Source organism: Pseudomonas sp. GL_090 (assembly GCF_057837765.1).
Genome location: NZ_CM174452.1, coordinates 1,209,183 through 1,228,453, shown reverse-complemented (window position 1 = coordinate 1,228,453; position 19,271 = coordinate 1,209,183). Strand labels below are relative to the sequence as shown.

The 19,271-nt window shown below is 60.3% G+C and carries 12 protein-coding genes; 7 read left to right on the top strand and 5 right to left on the bottom strand.

Annotated features, from left to right (window positions below; all coding sequences use genetic code 11):
• Positions 1-12: 12 nt before the first annotated feature.
• Complete coding sequence (locus AC3ITA_RS05360) at positions 13-1,047, bottom strand: alpha/beta fold hydrolase (RefSeq protein WP_095943110.1); 1,035 nt, start codon at positions 1,045-1,047, stop codon at positions 13-15.
• Between the two features lie 217 nt (positions 1,048-1,264).
• Here AC3ITA_RS05360 and AC3ITA_RS05355 point away from each other — a divergent pair, with 217 nt between their 5' ends.
• Entirely contained in the window at positions 1,265-6,493 is a 5,229-nt protein-coding gene (locus AC3ITA_RS05355; RefSeq protein WP_489279691.1) for a dermonecrotic toxin domain-containing protein, read from the top strand.
• Between the two features lie 117 nt (positions 6,494-6,610).
• Entirely contained in the window at positions 6,611-7,528 is a 918-nt protein-coding gene (gene metR / locus AC3ITA_RS05350) for a transcriptional regulator MetR (protein WP_008021042.1), read from the top strand.
• A 121-nt stretch (positions 7,529-7,649) separates the two neighbouring features.
• Here the strand turns inward: metR and AC3ITA_RS05345 are convergent, their stop codons facing one another.
• Genes AC3ITA_RS05345 through nosR form a run of 4 tightly spaced genes read right to left on the bottom strand, consistent with a single transcriptional unit; the run spans position 7,650 to position 10,662 of the window.
• Positions 7,650-8,147, bottom strand: a complete 498-nt coding sequence (locus AC3ITA_RS05345) for a GNAT family N-acetyltransferase (RefSeq protein ID WP_489279688.1) — start codon at positions 8,145-8,147, stop codon at positions 7,650-7,652.
• 2 nt (positions 8,148-8,149) lie between these two features.
• Positions 8,150-8,788 (bottom strand): LysE family translocator, encoded by a 639-nt coding sequence (locus tag AC3ITA_RS05340; protein WP_095943107.1) that lies wholly within the window; start codon positions 8,786-8,788, stop codon positions 8,150-8,152.
• Positions 8,789-8,811: 23 nt separating this feature from the next.
• Positions 8,812-9,246, bottom strand: coding sequence for an NUDIX hydrolase (locus tag AC3ITA_RS05335; protein ID WP_489279686.1), 435 nt, complete (start codon positions 9,244-9,246; stop codon positions 8,812-8,814).
• Between the two features lie 57 nt (positions 9,247-9,303).
• Positions 9,304-10,662 (bottom strand): response regulator c-di-GMP phosphodiesterase, NosR family, encoded by a 1,359-nt coding sequence (gene nosR, locus AC3ITA_RS05330; RefSeq protein WP_095943105.1) that lies wholly within the window; start codon positions 10,660-10,662, stop codon positions 9,304-9,306.
• A 252-nt stretch (positions 10,663-10,914) separates the two neighbouring features.
• Here nosR and AC3ITA_RS05325 point away from each other — a divergent pair, with 252 nt between their 5' ends.
• The 5 genes from AC3ITA_RS05325 to AC3ITA_RS05305 are packed head-to-tail and all read left to right on the top strand — an operon-like array spanning position 10,915 to position 19,265.
• Complete coding sequence (locus tag AC3ITA_RS05325; RefSeq protein ID WP_150673008.1) at positions 10,915-13,179, top strand: GGDEF/EAL domain-containing response regulator; 2,265 nt, start codon at positions 10,915-10,917, stop codon at positions 13,177-13,179.
• A complete protein-coding gene (locus tag AC3ITA_RS05320) occupies positions 13,176-15,050 on the top strand; it encodes a putative bifunctional diguanylate cyclase/phosphodiesterase (RefSeq protein ID WP_489279683.1) in 1,875 nt (624 codons plus the stop codon). The genes AC3ITA_RS05325 and AC3ITA_RS05320 overlap by 4 nt, the downstream gene beginning before the upstream one ends.
• 47 nt (positions 15,051-15,097) lie before the next feature.
• Positions 15,098-16,051, top strand: a complete 954-nt coding sequence (locus tag AC3ITA_RS05315) for a cytochrome-c peroxidase (RefSeq protein ID WP_414929141.1) — start codon at positions 15,098-15,100, stop codon at positions 16,049-16,051.
• Positions 16,048-17,862: a DAHL domain-containing protein gene (locus AC3ITA_RS05310; protein ID WP_489279682.1), complete on the top strand. Its 1,815-nt coding sequence runs from the start codon at positions 16,048-16,050 to the stop codon at positions 17,860-17,862. The genes AC3ITA_RS05315 and AC3ITA_RS05310 overlap by 4 nt, the downstream gene beginning before the upstream one ends.
• Positions 17,859-19,265, top strand: coding sequence for an ATP-binding protein (locus AC3ITA_RS05305; protein ID WP_095943100.1), 1,407 nt, complete (start codon positions 17,859-17,861; stop codon positions 19,263-19,265). Before AC3ITA_RS05310 ends, AC3ITA_RS05305 begins: the two co-directional genes overlap by 4 nt.
• Positions 19,266-19,271 lie beyond the last annotated feature (6 nt).

The window sequence follows — 19,271 nt, the reverse complement described above, 5'->3', positions numbered from 1 at the left end:
GTGATCGGGGGGTTAGAGGAGGTTGCGATCGGCCACCGGCTCGATCTGCGCCCAGTGCGAAGTGTCCTCGCGGTGCTCGCGCAAATACGGCAACACAGCCCCCAGCAATGGCGCCTTGAACGCCTCCTGGAAACGATGGGCCAGGCCCGGAATCAGGATCAACCGACTGCCACGCAGATGCGCCGCCAGATGCACCCCGTGCATCACCGGCAGCAGCGGGTCGGCCGTGCCATGCACCACCAGCGCCGGCACCCGCAACTGATTGAGCAGCACCACCCGGCTCGGCTCGGCAAGAATGGCCATGATCTGGCGTTTCACGCCCTCGGGATTGAATGCACGGTCATAGGACAGCGCCGCCTGATGCAGCAACGCCTGGCGATCATCGGTGACCATCGGGCTGCCCAGCGCCGCCAGCAGATCGGCCTGTTGCTCCAGAGCCACTTCGCGGTTCGGTGCGCCGCGCCGGGCCAACAACTGCACCAGCGCCGCACTCGGCGCCGGCAAGCCTTCGGCGCCGGAGGTGGTCATGATCAGGGTCAGGCTCTCGACCCGCTGCGGTGCCATGGCCGCCATATGCTGGGCGATCATCCCGCCCATGCTGGCGCCCAACACGTGGAATTGATCGATGTGCAAGGCATCCATCAAGCCCAGGCCATCGTCGGCCATGTCGGTCAGCGAATACGGCGACGACACCGGCAATCCGAGTTTGTAGCGCAGCACTTCGAAGGTCAGGTTGGCTTCGGCCGGTGCTTGCCGCCAGGTCGACAGGCCGACATCGCGATTGTCATAGCGGATCACCCGGAAACCCTGCTGGCACAGGGCGACCACCACCTCGTCCGGCCAGTGAATCAACTGCCCGCCCAGGCCCATCACCAGCAACAAGGCCGGGTCCGACGCACGACCGATGCTCTGGTACGCCAGGCTTACCTGGGCCAGATCCACCCGTTCGGTCGGAACATTGACGTCACAACGCGAAGCCGCCATGGACGGCAGGCCGAACAACAGCGCGGCCAACAATACGATTCGTGAAAGGAATGAAGCACCCATGAAAAACACCAAAACGCAGAACCCCAGTAGAGCGCGAGTCTGATGAAGTTTGTTCAAGCGCGCTGCCACAGTTCCATGACAATTTGATGAAGAGTGCCGAGCGGTCATCCGGCGTCAAATTCAGCCTCGCCATAACTATGTACCACCCGACCGTTTGACGACTGCCTCCTAATGCCCGAACCGCCGGCACGGTCCGGCCTTCTGGAGATTCATCGTCATGGTTGACGAAACCACACCCCTAACGGCCGATTTCGGCCTTGCCTTCCCTTTGTCCGCGAACCCGGATCAGGGGCTGACCCTGAGCGCCTCGGAACGCTGGAACGAATGCTGTGAGCAGTGGCGGGCACTTATGGCGCAAAACCCGCAGTCGCCGCTCGCTAGCACCTGGTGGAATGCCCGTGCGCGTGGTACGGATCAGTCACGCAAGGCACAGGCAAACCGCTTGTACCGCCAGCATTTCGAAGCGTCGAGCCAATGGGCTTTTGCCCAGGGTATCCTGGATACCGAACAGTTCCAGACACTGCAGGCGATCATCGACCCACCCGCGCGGACAGCAACGCCTCCCACTCCACGGGTCTACGTCGAGCACATGCAGTTCAAGGATGAAAAAGGCCTGTCAGTCAAACTATCGGGCGCCTTGGTCATCACCCGGGATACGAAGCAACCGGTCGCTCAGTTGTTGTACTTGCCTTCCCTGCCATCCGCCTGGATGACCTTTGAAAAACGTGTCGATATGGAAAGCTGGCTGATCGAACATCAGCCGCAGCTATTCGACCAACCCCGGCTACCGACAGGCACCCTCAGGGTCGAGTACACAATGCTTGAGCAGAGGGTGCTGCAGACCAGCGCCGAATCCCTGTGGTCGCGTTTGCACGTCGCACTTGAGGACCGGTCGCGTAACGAATCGATCCTGGCCCTGCCCGCCACCCTGCCGGACGCGGATACCCACGACGACGGTGTCCTGTTCAGCCAGATAAGCCCCGACATTCCACTGGGCATCCGTCGCCAGGCACTGGCGCAACAGCGCACGGCAATGGATGCCTTGCTGGGCGAGAACTTTCAGGGCAACCACGCAGACCAGCGCCTGCAACGTCTGCAACAGCAAATGAACGCCCTCACGATGGCCGAGCAGGCCAGTACCACCGCCGCAACCGCGCTGCTGCACACCGACAGTGCGCAGAAAATGCTGGAACTGCGCCACAAAAACCGCCCGCACTACGCCACCCTTTACCAGGCACGCCTGGACGGCCTGCGCGCCGAAGCCGAATTGCAACTGAGCCTGAACCAGATTAACCACGAGGAACATCAATGGCTGATCAGCGTACTGGATGCACCGGATCAACCACGCCCGGCCGGGGTGGTGGTGGCGCGCCTGGTGTTGTCGATGACGGATACCGAAGGTGACACCACCGGCACACAAACCCAGGAACTGGACGGCGTATTGCTGTTCGCCCAACCATCGACCTTGCTGCCGTCCTCGACCGAAAGCCTGTTGCTCTACTGGCCCGGCCGTTTCGGTGGCCTGCAACGGTTTGCCTCTCGACAGACGCTGGAACAGACGCTGTTCAAGCTTGCGGCCAATGACAACACTCAAACGCTGCATCTGCTGCCGCTGACTGCAAACCCGTTCGAGTACGCCTTGCAGAACCAGCTTCACAGCTGTGAACAACAAGTGACCCGGCTGTTGACCGCCAACCCGGTTCCGTCCCGTGCCAGTCAACGCGAGACTGAACTGGAAAAGCTGCGCGAACAGACCCTCGCCTGTCTGACGGTCCCTGTCCCCGCAGCCCGGGAGCTGGCGTACCAGCACATTGTCGAGCAAGTTCACAGCAGTGCACTGGCCGCACGTTTGCCAGCGTGGCAAAGCACTCTGTCCGCCGTGCAACGTGAGCGGATCAAGACGCTGTTCAAGTCATACATCACGGCCATGAAGCGCTCCCATGAATGGCTGGAGCGTGAGTTGCCACCCCGCGATGCCTTCAGTAAAAAGGCCGTCGATGCTCACCTGCGCCAGGCGTTCGGCCTGAGCCGGAACGTTGATGTGATACTGGACGCGCCTGACTCCACCACCTGGCGCAAGGTCGTCACTGAAGGCGCGGCACCAGGGACACCCCAGGAAAATATACTGGTCGCCAGCCAGCAACGCAGCAAGCTGTCCCTCGGCGACCTGGCGCTGAGCAACATCGACCAGGAAATGTGGTGGCGACTGTCGCTGATGCAGGTAGAGGTCAGCGGTGCCGACGCCGTACAACGGCAGAAGGTGAAAAGCGGCATCACTACGTCCTGGCTGCGCAAGATGGTCACCGAACTGGACCTGGCTGGACAGTATGAAAAGCTGATCCGTGAAACCTTCCTCGGCACCTCGACGGCATCGAAATTCAGCAACGAATACCGGCGTGAATGCCTGAGCGAACCCTGGCGCCTGATGCTGCGTTTGCAAGGCGAATTCGCCGTGCTGACAAAGGACATCGATACCAACGGCCAGCAAGTGCTGGAAATCGCCATCGAGGCCAGCAGCCGTGAAGCCTTTGCGCGCGACGGCAAGCGCATCGAACTGCTGCCGGCACACCTGACCGTGGGCGGCAAGGACACCTCAGGCCAAGGGCCGACCACGCTTTCCGGCGTCACCTTTATCGTGGAGCAGGTCAGCGGTCTGACCCTGCTCTATCTGTCCGACAGTCCCGACGGTGTTTTTCTGCGCCAGTTCGACAGCCTTGAGCAGGCACGGCTGCGCCTGTTCAACGATTGCCTGCGCACCCCGATGGTCAACTACCTGGCCGACCGTGCCTTGAAGGGCGATGTCGCCCATCACGTCAGCCGGATCAATCAGGCCCGCTTGAAAAACTTCGACGGGCTGATCGGTGTCGGCACGCCCTGGCCATCCAGCACATCCCTGGCGACGCATCTGTTGAACGTGCACATGGGCCGATTGTTGGAAGCCCATCGGGCGACATCGCGCTCCAACGATGCGCTGTATCTGGAACAGGTCGCGCTGCAATCCGGCGCCATGTTCAACTACCTGAAAATGGCCGTGGGTATGCTGCCCTTCATCGGTACGACCATCGCCCTGTACGACGCCTGGAACAGTGCCAACCTGGCCGTGGCGGCCTTCCTGCGCGGTGATGTCGGCCATGGCCTGGCCGAGGTGGAGGCGGTGCTGTTGTCGTTGATCGATGCGGCCATGGACATTCTCCCCGGCATATCTGCCGCCCCTGCTGCCGCTCGCATCGCCACCCGCAGCCGACAGTGGCGGGCGCTGAGCAAAAGTCCGCGGGCGTTTCAGGTATCGACACGACATCAGGCGAAGCGCGCCCTGGAACGCTTCAAGGGTTATGAATATGAAAAGCCGGTTTCCCTCGCGGGGCTACAACCGGGCACCGAGGGCCTGTATCGCAACGTGTATCGTCACGCCGATGGCGACTTCATGCTCAGCCAGGGGCGAATTTATCGCATCGAACTGGAGGGCAAACCACCCCGCTGGCGCTTGAGCGGCACCAGCACGCGAACCTACAAACAGCCGATCGCCCTCGATGAATCCGGCCATTGGAACACCCATTACGCGGTGTACGGCACCGTGATCGAAGGCGGCGGCGTGGGAGGTGGCGCGGCGCTTGGGCACATGGCCGATGGATTGGACCCACTCTGGCCGGTCGCCATTCGCCGCTGGCTGCCACGCTGGTGGACCGATCGTGCCTTGCGTCGTCAATTGACCTTGAATAACACCGTCGACGCCAATATCCGTCGCCTCAAATCTCAAATCAGAAACACCGACGCCTTACTGAAGAGCTACTTCAAGCCTGAAGGTACTCAGCGTCCGCCTCTCGCGACTGCCGACCGTGCCTGCCTGGAAGATATCGAAGCCGCGCAGACCCTGTACCTGACTTTGGGCGAGTTGAAAGTGTTAAGCCATGGCAACAAGCGCGCCTTGATCAACAGAGACCAAAGTACTTGCGCCGCGACTGTCTTTTACCGTCAGGACCAACGGATCGCCCTCTCCACGGAACGCCTGCAAGAGTACAACGCAAGGATCGACCAGTTGATCGATCGTTCGAGCGCAACGCCTGACACCAATACCTCCACACACTTGAAACTGCTGGCCGAGCGCAAAGAGGCCCGAATGGACTTTATCAAAGAGTTTGGCCAGCAACACCAAGCTGTCGAAGACGCCAGACAATGGGTCCGTCGAATCACTCACTCCCCGCAAAAAGAGGAGGCGGCCAAGACCATGCAGCTTCTAAACGACACGTACAGTGACTCGACTTACCGTTACTTGAGGACGGCGTATGTCCTGGAGACCATCCCCCATTTTGAAGCCATTGACGACCTTACGTGGCTTTACTTCCAAGTGCGATTGAAACAATCCCGCGAAAAGGTCGGGCGTGTCCTATTCACCCAATATCAACTACCACAAGTCCGTTCCAATATCGGCCAGCGCAACCGCGTTTTCGAAGAATGCCTGACCACTTACAGCGAATTCCGCCGCCAGCTTGGCGCTTGGACCCTAGGCTATCCGCAACACCTGGATATGAAACAAGTCCGTGCGTTTCTGGACGACCTCGACCAGATGGAAGCGCTCGCCCGCCATGCCATCGGAAATCGATCTGCAGCCCCACCTCCGACAAAAAGCACCGGAAAACAACTGTTCGAGACTGAAGACAACCGATTGCTGATTGGCGAGCCCAGTACCGATGTCGTGACTCGGCAACAGCACTTCATCGTAGATATCAATGGCTACAAGGAAACCTGGCTGCCCCGCTCCACCGGTAAATATCACCTCAGTGAACCCGCCGTCTCCGCGCAACCGATGCTGCTGACCGATGTCAGACTGCTGTTGACAGAGGCCGGAAAAAGGCTGGGGGCCGCGGACGCCTATACCAACAAAGTCAAAGGCTATGCTCAGAAAAACATGCTGCCCGTCGACCTGGAACACATGATGAGCAGCGAGGCCACGGAGTTGACCACGCGCGCCCTGGACATCGAACGCCTATCCCCCACCGAGGCCGTGGCGCTGCAATTGCGCAATCGGGCGGATGAGATGTTGCGCACGGGGCGCACCCTGCGTATCGATCAAAGCATGAACAGCAAAACCCCGACCGAAGGTTATCTGGACTATTTGATGGAACAGCGGGTGGTGGACATCCGCAAGGAAGGCGGCTTGCGTGATCTGGGCAAACGCGCCGACGGGCGACGGGACTTCCTGCAGGAGTACGAGGTGCGCGACCTGCGCAGCGTACCGGCCCGAACCCTGTGGTATGCACACTTCCACTACACCTCGGCCAAGCCGCAATTCAGTGACTTCGTCAAAGGCCATCTGAAACTGCCGGAACAACGCAACCTGGGCCTGCAATGGCAGAAGGACGTGGCCGCCAGCGGCGGTACGGTCGAGGCGATCTGGCGCGGCGACATCGGCAAACCGCTGGGCAACAAACACTTTTCCGCGCTGTAAAGTAACAACGGCGGGGCACGCAATGTGCTCCGCCGTGCTTGTGGTCGACAGCGGCTTCAACATGAGACAAACTCAACCTTTTCGATTTGTCGACAAGTTTTCCTCATGGAGCCTCCGGTGCTTGAAATCCGTCACCTCAAGACCCTGCACGCCTTGCGCGAAGCCGACAGCCTGGTGGATGCGGCCGATCGCCTGCACCTGACCCAATCGGCCCTGTCCCACCAGTTCAAGGAGCTGGAGGAGCGCATGGGCATGCCACTGTTCGTGCGCAAGACCAAACCGGTGCGCTTCACCAGCGCCGGTTTGCGCCTGCTGCAACTGGCCGACGCCACCCTGCCGCTGCTGCGCGCCGCCGAACGCGACATCAGTCGCCTGGCCGGTGGCACCGCCGGTCGTTTGCACATGGCCATCGAGTGCCACAGTTGCTTCCAGTGGCTGATGCCGACCATCGACCAGTTCCGCGACGCCTGGCCGGAAGTCGAGCTGGACCTGGCCTCGGGGTTCTCCTTCGCCCCGCTGCCGGCCCTGGCCCGCGGCGATCTGGACCTGGTGGTGACCTCCGATCCGGTGGACCTGGCCGGGATCACCTATGTACCGTTGTTCACTTATGAAGCGATGCTCGCGGTGGCCAACCAGCACCGCCTGGCCGGCAAGGCCTATATCGTTCCCGAAGACTTGCTCCCGGAAACCTTGATCACCTACCCGGTGGAACGGGATCGACTGGACATTTTCACCCGTTTCCTCGAACCCGCCGACATCGAACCGGCCCAGGTCCGCACCTCGGAACTGACGGTGATGATGATGCAATTGGTGGCCAGCGGACGCGGCGTGTGCGGCATGCCCCATTGGGCACTGCATGAATACAGCTCGCGAGGCTATGTGAAAGCCAAGCGGCTGGGTGAGAAAGGTTTGTTCGCCACACTGTATGCGGCGATCCGCGCCGACATGCTCGATGCGCCGTACATGCGTGACTTCTTGCTGACGGCCAAGGACACGTCGTTTTCGACGCTCGATGGTGTCAGCGCCGTTCGATAGAGCAACAAAAATCCCTGTAGGAGTGAGCCTGCTCGCGATAGCGGTCTGACATTCAATATCTGCATTGACTGACACGCCGCCATCGCGAGCAGGCTCGCTCCTACAGGGATCCTGGTGATCCTTAGAGCTCACGCCACATGTGGATCTTGTCGAAGTAATCCTCCCCCACCCGCACCGCCATCGGCTCAAGTCCGAACTGGACGAAACCGCAGCGCTGGTAGAGGTTGAACGCGGCATCATTGCCGGCGGTGACGGTCAACTGGATCAGGCGCAAACCCGCATCGTTCTGCGCCTCGGCCAATGCCGCCTGAACCAGTTGATAGCCGAGCCCGCGCTGGCGGACCGTCGGTGAAACATACATGCCAAACAACGTCACCTTGTGCCGGGCCTTTTCCCGAGACTCGAATGCGAGGCCGACGATGCCCGCCAACCGGCCTTCTTCGAACGCCCCGAACACCACGTCCAGCTTGCCGCTCAGGCGCGACTCCCACCAGCTCAGCGGCATTACCGCCCGCTCACGCACGCTCGAGGTGAAGGCCTGCGGGTGCAGGTCGTAGGCCTCAAGCATGAGCGCCCGGTAGTCCAGGGCATGGCTGGCATCCAGTCGTTCGATCCACATCCTCAAGCCATCCGTTTTTGCTCAAGCATCAGCCGCAGCGCCAGCGCCGACAACACGAAGCCCATGAAATAGCGCTGCATCGCCAGCCAGGTCGGGTTGTTGACGAACCACGAGGCGATGCCCGCGGCAAACATGGCGATCAACAGGTTGACGCAGAAACTGACGCTGATCTGGGTCAGGCCGAGGATGACGCTCTGGCTGAACACCGAGCCGTGCTCCGGCGTGATGAACTGCGGAAACACCGACAGATAGAACACCGCGATTTTCGGGTTCAGGGCGCTGGTCAGAAAGCCCATGGTGATCAACTTGCGCGACGAATCCGGGGGCAACTGCTGCGCCTCGAACGGCGAGCGCGCACCGGGCTTGATCGCCTGCCAGGCCAGCCACAACAGGTACAACGCACCGGCCCACTTCAACACCTCATAGGCCATCGGCACGGCCAGGAACACCGCGGTCAAACCGGCTGCGGCGGCAAACAGGTGCACGAAGAATCCCGCAACCACCCCAAGCAACGAAATCACCCCGGCCTTGCGACCCTGGCAGATCGAACGGGAGATCAGGTAGATCATGTTCGGCCCCGGTGTCAGTACCATCAGCAACGCGGCAGCAGCAAAAATCAGCAGGTCTTGAAGCGGGATCATGGGCGAGGTCCTTTGCGTAATGATCAGGCGATCGCGGTCAGCGACGCTCGATAAAACGGCAGGATCAGGTCCCGTGTCAATGGTGCCAGGCTGACACCGCCGTCGGTGGCCGGATCGATCCAGATCACTTCTTCGATCTCTGCCGCGGGCGTCACGTCGACATCGATGTGCAGCTGAAAAATCTCGGCGTGTACGACAAAGCCCGGCTCGTTGGCGGCCGGTGCCGAGAAGTGACCGAGGTAAGCGGCCTGCGCCGGGTCGATGCCCAGACCCAGCTCTTCTTCCAGCTCCCGGGCCAGGGCGTGGACCGGCAACTCATGGGGCTCGATCTTGCCACCCGGCTGCATGAACGCCATGGTGCCGCGCTTGCGCACCAACAGTGTGCGGCCATCAGGGCCGATCAGCAGGGCGGCGGCGATATGGATAATGTGCGGTGAAACAGTGGATGCAGATGTCATGTGTCAGCCATGGACCCTGATGGAAATCACAAGGATCCCATGTCCGACCGTCCGCCGTCATGCCTTGGCCTGAAGCACCTGCGGCGTATCCTGCGGGACCTTCACGAAAATCCTGTACTTGCCGCCTTCCATGGCTTCGAACGCGATCAGTTTTTCCACCAGCGGGCCGTTCAACACCTTTCCGGCATTGAGCAGGAGCATGCCGTTGTCGGCGTTGAGATTGCGCGCCAGCAGCATTCCGGCCGTCAGCTCGCGGGTAGTCAGGACCTTGACCTGCGGATCGGCCTGAGCGATATCGCTCACGAACGTGACGCAGACCTGAATGAAATCCTCGAGCAGATCAGGATCGTAAAGCCGCCCGGCGTACTGGCGCAGGTAGAGCAGCGCTTCGTCGCTGTTCATCTGTCGTTCGAGAATCAATCCGCGCTGCAACTCGACGAAGTCGACCGCCAGCTTCAGCAATCGCGAGCCGAACGGAATGGCATTGCCCTTGAGCCGGTCGGGGAAACCGCTGCCGTCCCAGCGTTCCTGATGGTGCAGAATCAACTGCGCCGCGTCCTTCAACGGATCCAGGGTCATCAGCAGCGATTCACTCTGCTTCGGATAGCCACGATAGCGGTCGCGGTCAGTGTGCCTCAGCAGATCCGAAGGGGTGACCATCATGCTGTCGGACCAGCTCAGCTTGCCGATGTTGTACAACGCGGCCGCCATGGTCAGGTCGCGGCTGGCGGCTTCATCCAGCCCATGTTTCGTACAGTAGCCGCGCAACAGTTCGATGATCTGCCGGTTGGTCTGCTTGGTCGGTGGCAGGCGCAGGTTGGCCAGCAGCGAGAACACTTCGGTGCCGGTGACATAGCTGTGCTTGAGCTCCTCGTAAGCCAGGTCGAGCATGTCGGCAGTCTGCTGCAATTCAGCGGTGCGGGCGGCGACATGTTTTTCCAGTGTGCTGTTGAGCAGCTTGAGCTGATCGTTCTGCACCCGGGTCAATTGTTCCAGGCGCTGGCGTTCACGCTCCGAGTGCTGGTGCTCCAGGGCCTGGCGCAGGGTCAGGAGCATTTCGTCGTCATTCCAGGGTTTGCTGATGTAGCGGTGAATCTGCCCCTCGTTGATGGCCTTGATGATCGCCGACGGGTCGACGTGCCCGGTCAGCATGATCCGCGTGGTCTGCGGATAGAGCCGATGGACATGCGCCAGCAACGTGGCACCGTCCATATTGGGCATGCGTGCATCGCTCATCACCAGATCCACCGGCTGCTGCGCCATGATTTCCAGCGCCTGCGCGCCACTGCCGGCCAGCAGCACATCGTAGGGTTGGCCGCGCAACAGGCGGCGCAAGCTGCTGAGGATCGATTCCTCGTCATCGACCAGCAACACCTTGGGTCGACGGGGCAAAGGCGGGGCGGACTGCTCTTCCATGGCATGGCCTCAAGTGAACCGTGAATGTGTCAGTTGGCGCGGGCCTACGTCCTTTCTTGCCCTTGCTTGAGTGACAGGCTAGATGATTTTTCCGCCATGGGCGCAAATCACCGCTTGAACCCGACAGGCAAAATGACGAACTGGCAACTATGCTCAGCACACTGGACGATACAACCGGCCTGTGTGCAGACGTGTGGAGGGGAAAAGGATGCTCCCGAAGTTGAACGCGTGTACCCCGGCGGGTGCCGATCAATGAATATCCGGCCGCCGCAAATCAATCGCCGCGTCCTCATTGTCGACGACACCGCGTCGATTCATGCCGATTTCGCCAAAATACTCAGCCCCGGCATTGCCGAGGACGACAGCCTGGGACAAACCGAAAACCTCCTGTTCGGCACCCAGTCCCCCACGCAGACTCAACACTTTGAACTGGACTCGGCGTTTCAGGGCCGCGAAGCCCTGGACAAGCTCGAAGCCGCCCTGGCCGATGATCGTCCCTATGCAATGGCTTTCATCGATATGCGCATGCCACCTGGCTGGGATGGCCTGGAGACCATCGAACGGTTATGGCAGGTCGATCCCAAATTGCAGGTGGCGCTGTGCACCGCCTACTCCGACTATTCCTGGGAGGACATCGACCAACGGCTGGCGCTGAACGACCGCCTGCTGATTCTGAAAAAGCCCTTCGACGCCATCGAGATACGCCAGATGGCCAGCGCACTCACGGTCAAATGGCAGATGACCGAAGATGCCGCGCTCAAGATGAACCTGCTGGAACAGGCGGTCCAGGAGCGTACCCGGGAACTGTCCGACGCCAATATCATCGTGCAGAACAGCCCGACGATCCTTTACCGGTTGCGTGGCGAACCGTCGTTTCCGCTGATGTACATTTCCCATAACATCACCCGCTACGGACACGTCGCCGCCGATCTGGTGAGTTCGGCCAACTGGGCCCAGCAGTTGATCCACCCGGAAGACCAGGCCAGTGTCGATGCGGCCATGGCCCGGGTGCTGGACCGCCATGCGCTGGGCGCCTCGATTGAGTTTCGCCTGCGCACCGGCCAGGGTACATGGCGCTGGGTGGAGAACCGCTACATTCCCGTACGCGACCATGACGGTCGCCTGCTGGAAGTCGAGGGGATCATTCTCGACATTACCGAACGCCGGCTGGCCGAAGAAAAAATGGCCCTGCTCGCCCGCACCGACGGGCTCACCGGCCTGGCCAATCGCGCCACCCTGATCGAACGCCTGCATCAGGCCTTTGCTGCCGCACGTCGAGGCGCAGAGGCATTCGCGGTATTTTATCTGGACCTGGATCACTTCAAGCGGATCAACGACACCCTCGGCCATCCGGTGGGTGATCTGTTGTTGCAGGAAGTGGCCCGGCGCATCAAATCCGGCGTGCGGGAAAACGATGTGGTCGCACGCCTGGGCGGGGACGAGTTCGCGATCCTGCAACTGGACGTCAGCGACCCGACCCAGTCCGCCGCCATGGCAGCCAATATCCGCGATGCGCTGCTAACGCCGTACAACCTCGCCGGCAATGCCCTGCATATTTCAGTCAGCATCGGCATCAGCAGCTACGGCGTCGCCTGCCTCGACGCCGACAGCCTGCTGAGCCAGGCGGACATGGCGCTGTACCGTTCCAAGGAAATGGGCCGCAACCAATATCACTTCCACTCACAGGAGATCACTCAGGAGGTGGCCGAGCGCATGACCATCGCCAATGACTTGATGACGGCCATCGAGCGCGATGAACTGGCGCTGCATTACGTTCCGGAAGTGGATATGCACAGCGGCAGGATCCTGGGCATGGAAGCGCAAGTGCGCTGGTGCCATCCCCTGCGCGGCGAACTGCAGGCGCCGGCTTTCGTGCCCGCGGCGGAAAAGACCGGCGCCATCATCCCTCTCGGACGCTGGGTGCTGAACCAGGCCTGCCGGCAGATGAGCCTGTGGCGTAACGAGGGAATGGCACCCCCCGTGATGGCGATCAAACTGTCCCTGGCGCAGCTAAAGAGTGGTCCGGAGCTCATTTACGACGTGCTGCGCACCACTGCGCGATGGGAGCTCGCCCCCTGGGACCTGCGTTTCGACGTGACCGAAGCGACTCTGGCGCAAACCAAGTGGACTCAAAACGATGTACTGCCACGGCTGCGTGAGCTGGGGGTAAAAATCGCCATCGATGATTTCGGCACCGAATATTCATCATTCGATTACCTGAAAACCTACCGGGTCAATCACCTGAAGCTCAACCAATCCTTTATCGACGGCGCGACCCAGGATGCGGCTGGCGCCAACAGCCTGCGGGCAATCGTCAACTTCGCCCGGGACCTGGGAATCGGCATCATTACCGAAGGTGTCCAGCCGTCGGATCGGCCCCGCACGCCAGAGTCAGCCGCCCCGCTATCAAGCGCACAAGGCCTCTACTTCAGCGAGGCCGTGAATCCTGAACAAGCGGCCCGATTGCTCAAGGACGGCAGCATCGCTCCTCCGTCCCTCAGGGAGGATGAGGGATGAAAACACTTTCCCCCCAGACCAACCGACGTATTCTCATCATCGATGACACACCGGCGATCCATGCCGATTTTCGCAAGATCCTCACCCCGGATACCGGCTCCGAAGCAGATCTGAACAGTCTCGAGCATTCGCTGTTCGGGACTCGGCAATCATCGCGCCTCAACTTCCAGCTCGACTCCGCCTACCAGGGCAAAGAAGCCCTGGCGTTGGTCGAACGCGCACTAGCCGATGGCCACCCCTACGCCCTGGCGTTTATCGACATGCGTATGCCGCCCGGCTGGGACGGCCTGGAAACCATCGAACACCTGTGGAATGCCGACCCGAACCTGCAAATTGCCTTGTGCACCGCTTATTCCGACTACAGCTGGGAAGCCGTGGCCGAACGACTGCAGTTCGGTGACCAGTTGCTGATTCTGAAAAAGCCTTTCGACATCCTGGAAATCCGCCAGATGGCCAACGCCCTGACCTGGAAATGGCAGTTGGCACAGGACGCGGCGCTGAAGTTGTTGAGCCTTGAGCAGACCATCGAGGCACGGGTACACGAACTGCTCAAGGTATCGCACCTGCTGCAGTACGACGCCCTTACAGGGTTGCCCAACAGCACATTGCTGGGTGATCGCCTGAGCCAGTCGCTGGCCACTTGCCGACGCCATGACAAGCATCTGGTGGTGATGTTTCTCGGGCTGGACCGATTCAAGCGCATCAACAACGCTCTGGGCCACCCGGCAGGGGACGAAATGCTCAAACGGGTCGGGCAACAACTGCTCAAGTACGTGCGAGAGTCCGATTCGGTCTTTCGCTATGGCGCCGACGAATTCGTGGTGATCCTCAGCGACATCAACCACCCCCAGCAGACCCGCGGCATCGCCGAAAAATTGCTGAGTGCCGTGCGCAGCCCACAGTCGATCGCCGGCCAGGAGATCAGCATCACCGCCAGTCTGGGCATCAGCGTTTACCCCGATGACGGGTTCGAGGCCATTGATCTGATCAAAAAAGCCGAATCCGCCATGCGCCACATCAAGGAAAGCGGTCCGAACGACATCGGTTTCTTCATCGAAGCCATGAACCAGCGTGCCAGGGAGCAGCAGAGCATCGAATCGGGCATTCGTCAGGCCCTGCAAAGGCACGAATTCGTCCTGCACTACCAACCGAAAATCGAACTGAGCAGCGGACGGGTAGTCGGTGCGGAGGCGCTGGTGCGTTGGCAAAAACCCGGGCATGGCCTGGTCTATCCGTCCGAGTTCATCCCCGTGGCCGAAGACAGCGGTCTGATCGTGCCATTGAGCAAGTGGGTATTGGCCGAAGCCTGTCGCCAGACACGGCTCTGGCAAGCGGCCGGACTGCCGGCGATCCGCATGTCGGTCAACACATCGGCCATCGACTTTCGTCAACGTGATTTCGTCGAAGGCATCGAACAGATACTCGAACAGACGGGAATGCCCCCCTGCCTGCTGGAACTGGAGATCACCGAAGGTGTACTGATGCAGAACGTCGAGACGACCATGACCGCGCTGAACCGACTGAAGACGCTGGGGGTGCGGCTGGCCATCGATGACTTCGGGACCGGATATTCCAGCTTGAGCTATCTGCGCCGGTTCCCCATCGATGTGCTGAAAATCGATCAGTCGTTCATTCATGGTTTGAGCAATGACACCAACGATGCCGCCCTGGTCAGCGCGATCATCAGTCTGGGCAAGAGCCTCGATCTGAATGTCATCGCCGAAGGCGTCGAGACCGAGGAGCAACTGGCGTTTCTCAAGGCCCATCAATGTGAGGAAGGCCAGGGTTTCTACTTCAGCAAGGCCCTGCCGGCAGACGCTTTTGCGCGGCTGCTGGCCGTTGGCTGGGCAGAACAGCGAGACGAATCATGAACAGGCAGAAACGACAGTCCGGCGGTAAATTCGCGAGACGATGGCCCATGTCCCTTGTCCCCCGCTCCCTTGCGATCCTGCTTTACGGGTTCAGTGCAATCGCCGGTGCCGCGCCGCTGGACGAACCGCTCAAACCCTTGCCCGAGATACCGAAACAGAACCCCGGTCAGGTTGAACTCGGTCGCAAGCTCTTCAGTGATCCGCGCCTGTCGGTCAACAACACCCTGTCCTGCGCCAGTTGTCATCAACTGGACAAGAGCGGAGCGGACACCCGCGCACTGTCCCTCGGCTTCGATGGACAACCGGTATCGATCAACACGCCGACAGTGTTCAACGCCAGCCTCAACTTTCGCCAATTCTGGGACGGCCGCGTCGAAACGCTCGAGGCGCAAAGCAACATCGTCATTACCAGTCCCCACGAAATGGGCAGCGACTGGAACACCATCGTCCAGCGGATCAACGAGGATTCAGACTACCGCGCAGGCTTCAGCGCGGCGTACCCGAATGCAGTGACCAAGGCCAACATACAGAGCGCACTGGCCGCCTACGAGCGCACCCTGCTGACACCCGGATCCCGTTTCGATCAATACCTGCTGGGCAATACGAGCATCCTGACCCTCGACGAGAAATACGGCTATCAGCGCTTCAAGGACTACGGCTGCATCGCCTGTCATCAGGGCGTGAACATCGGTGGCAACATGTTCCAGAAGTTCGGGGTGTTCGGTGATTACATCGCCGATCGCGGCAACCCGACCGCCGCCGACCAGGGACGGTTCAACATTACCGGTGACGAAGCGGACCGCTCGGTGTTCAAGGTCCCGAGCCTGCGCAATGTCGCCCTGACCGCCCCCTACTTTCACGACGGCTCGGCGCCCACCCTCGAAAGAGCCGTGGACGTCATGTTCCAGTATCAGTTGGGACGCATGCCGAGCGCTGAAGACAAAGCGCTGATTGTGAAGTTTCTCAAGACCCTGACCGGCGAATGGAAGGGTAAGTCATGATAAAGCTGTCACGCCGCTTCAGCCTGCTGTTACTCGCGCTCGTCGCCGTGCTCCTGGCCTCGACCCTGGTTTTTCTGTACTTCAAATCCAACTCGGAACAGACCGTGAACTACTCGGAATCCCGGGATCTGATCCGCCTGATGAAACAGCAGGACGCCCAGTGGGAAAACGAGGTCCTCAAGGCCCGGGTGGCGATTTCGCATAACTACGACCCTCTGGTTTCGCCAATGAACGAGATGAACCGGCTATGGGAGCAGTTCGATACCATGGAGTCAGGTCATGGGCGCAACGAGTCACAGCAATGGAACGACGCCCACGAGGCTTTTCTGCAGACGATGCAGGAAAAGACCCGCCTGGTGGAGCAGTTCAAGTCGCACAACGCCTTACTGCGCAACTCGCTGGCCTTCCTGCCCACCGCCGAGGACGACATCCAGGCGCAACTGGCCGACCTGCCTGACCTCGACAAGCTGCAAGTGCAAAACATCGCCACCGATACCTATGACCTGTTGCTCAGTGCCCTGGAGTTCGCCCAGGTCACCTCCGTCGACAAAGCCGCCGACATTCAGGTGGGGCTGAGCAAACTGGCGGTGAACGCGCAACGCTTGCCTGGGGAGTTTCATACCCCGATCAGGATCCTCAGCAATCACGTCGCCCTGATCCTGCGCGAGCAGCCGCTTGTCAACGCTTTGCTCGAAGACATCGAAGAGGTTCCCGTGGCGGATCGTCTGGACGACATCACCAACATGCTCAACCAGGATCAGCAACGGGCCGAGAAAATCGACAAGAAATACCATTTCTACCTGCTGGCGTTTTCCGGCCTGCTGGTGTTGCTGCTGATGTGGCTGGCCTTTCGCCTGATCCGCAGCTTCGCCGAGATCAATCGGGTCAACAGCGCTCTGCAAACCGCCAACGACGTGCTCGAACAGCGGGTCGAGGAACGTACCCGCGAGCTCAGGAATGCCCAGAGCGAATTGCTCGCCACCGCACGCCAGGCCGGCATGGCCGAAATCGCGACCAACGTGCTGCACAACGTCGGCAACGTGCTCAATAGCGTGAACATCTCTGCCGACCTGATCGCGCGAAAGCTTCGCAGCAGCAAGACCCTCGGACTGGGCAAGGCAATGCAACTGATCAACGGCCACCCGGAGGATCTTGGCCGTTTCCTGACCGAGGACGAAAAGGGCAAGCTACTGCCCGGTTATCTCAATCAACTGGTCGGCGCCATCGCCCAGGAACAGCAGGAGATGACCGACGAACTGGGGCAGATGAGCAAGAGCGTCGACCATATCAAGGACATCGTTGCCACCCAGCAATCCTACGCCGGGGCCAACAGCATCACCGAACCGCTGTACATCAGCGAACTGCTCGAAGACGCACTGCGCATGAATGCCGGTGCGCTGACCCGGCATCACGTCACGGTGATCAAGGAATACAGCGAGGTGCCTCAGGTGATGGGGGACAAGCACCGCTTGCTGCTGATCCTGATCAATCTGATCAGCAATGCCAAGTACGCAATGTCCGACCTCAGCAACCGCTCAAGGGAAATGACCCTCGGTGTGCGAATCGTCGACGACACTTTCCTGGAAATCAGCGTCAGGGATGATGGCGAAGGTATCGCCCCGGAAAACATGACGCGGATCTTTGCCCACGGTTTCACCACCCGCAAGGAAGGTCATGGTTTCGGCCTGCACAGCTGCGCGCTGGCGGCCATCGAGATGAACGGCCACCTCACCGCCCACAGCGATGGCCCGGGCCTGGGCGCGTTGTTTACCTTGCAGATACCGCTGATCACCGTAACGGAGAACGCATGAGTGAGCTCTCGAACCGCCGCATTCTGTTGATCGACGACATGCCGTCGATCCACGACGATTTTCGCAAGATCCTCGCCCCGCCCCAGGCTCACTCGGCAGAACTCGACGAGATGGAGGCCGCATTGTTTGGCGAACAGGCCCAACCCGAGCGCCCGATGTTCGAACTGGATTCGGCCTATGGTGGCGAAGAAGGCCTGGGCAAACTCAACCGCGCGCTACAGGAACAACGCCCCTACGCGCTGGCGTTTGTCGACATGCGTATGCCCGACGGCTGGGACGGGGCAAAAACCATCGAACACCTGTGGCAGCAGGATCCGCAACTGCAGGTAGTGGTCTGTACCGCCTACTCCGATTATTCCTGGGACGATCTGCTCAATCGCCTGAATGCCCATGACCGGCTGCTGATCCTGAAGAAACCGTTCGACAACATCGAGGTCCAGCAGATGGCCAACACCTTGCTGACCAAATGGGAAATGACCGAACGGGCCTCGCTGCAGATGCATCACCTGGAACACCTGGTGGATCAGCGCACCGCCCAGTTCAAGCAGGCCAGTGAGGCCTTGCAGCGGGAAATCGACGAGCGCAAGCAACTGGAAGGCCAGTTGGTGCAGTCGGAAAAGCTCGCTTCGCTGGGCCAACTGGCGGCCGGTGTCGCGCATGAGATCAACAATCCGATCGGGTTCATCTCCTCCAACCTTGGCACCCTGGACGGTTACTTTCAGCAATTGCTGACCATGCTCGACGCCTACCACAGCGCTGAACAGGTTCTGGCGGGCAGCCCGACCGCTCTGCAACTGGAGCACATGCGCGAGCAGATCGAACTTGAGTATCTGCGCGAGGACGTGCCGCTGTTGATCAAGGAATCGAAGGAAGGCATCAGCCGGGTCGGGCAGATCGTCAGGGACCTGAAAGATTTCTCCCGGGTCGACAACAGTCAGGAATGGCAATGGGCCAATCTGCAACAGGGCATCGAGTCGACACTGAACATCGTCGCCAGCGAACTCAAGTACAAGGCCGATGTGGTCAAGGACTATCAGGTGCTGCCGGAAATCGAGTGCCTGCCGTCGCAAATCAACCAGGTCATCATGAACCTCGTGGTCAACGCCGCGCAGGCCATGGGCCCCGAACGCGGCACCATCACCCTTCGTACCGGGACGCAAGGCGAGACGGCGTGGATCGAAATCGCCGATACAGGATCAGGTATCGCGCCCGACACCCTGCCAAAGATCTTCGATCCGTTTTTCACCACAAAACCGGTGGGCCAAGGGACAGGGCTGGGCCTGTCCCTGTCCTATGGCATTGTGAAAAAACACGGTGGCGATATTTCGGTGAGCAGCGAACTGGGGGCCGGTACGACGTTTCGCGTACAACTGCCGCTACGCCAGACCCGACCGGCCGCCTGACGGCGC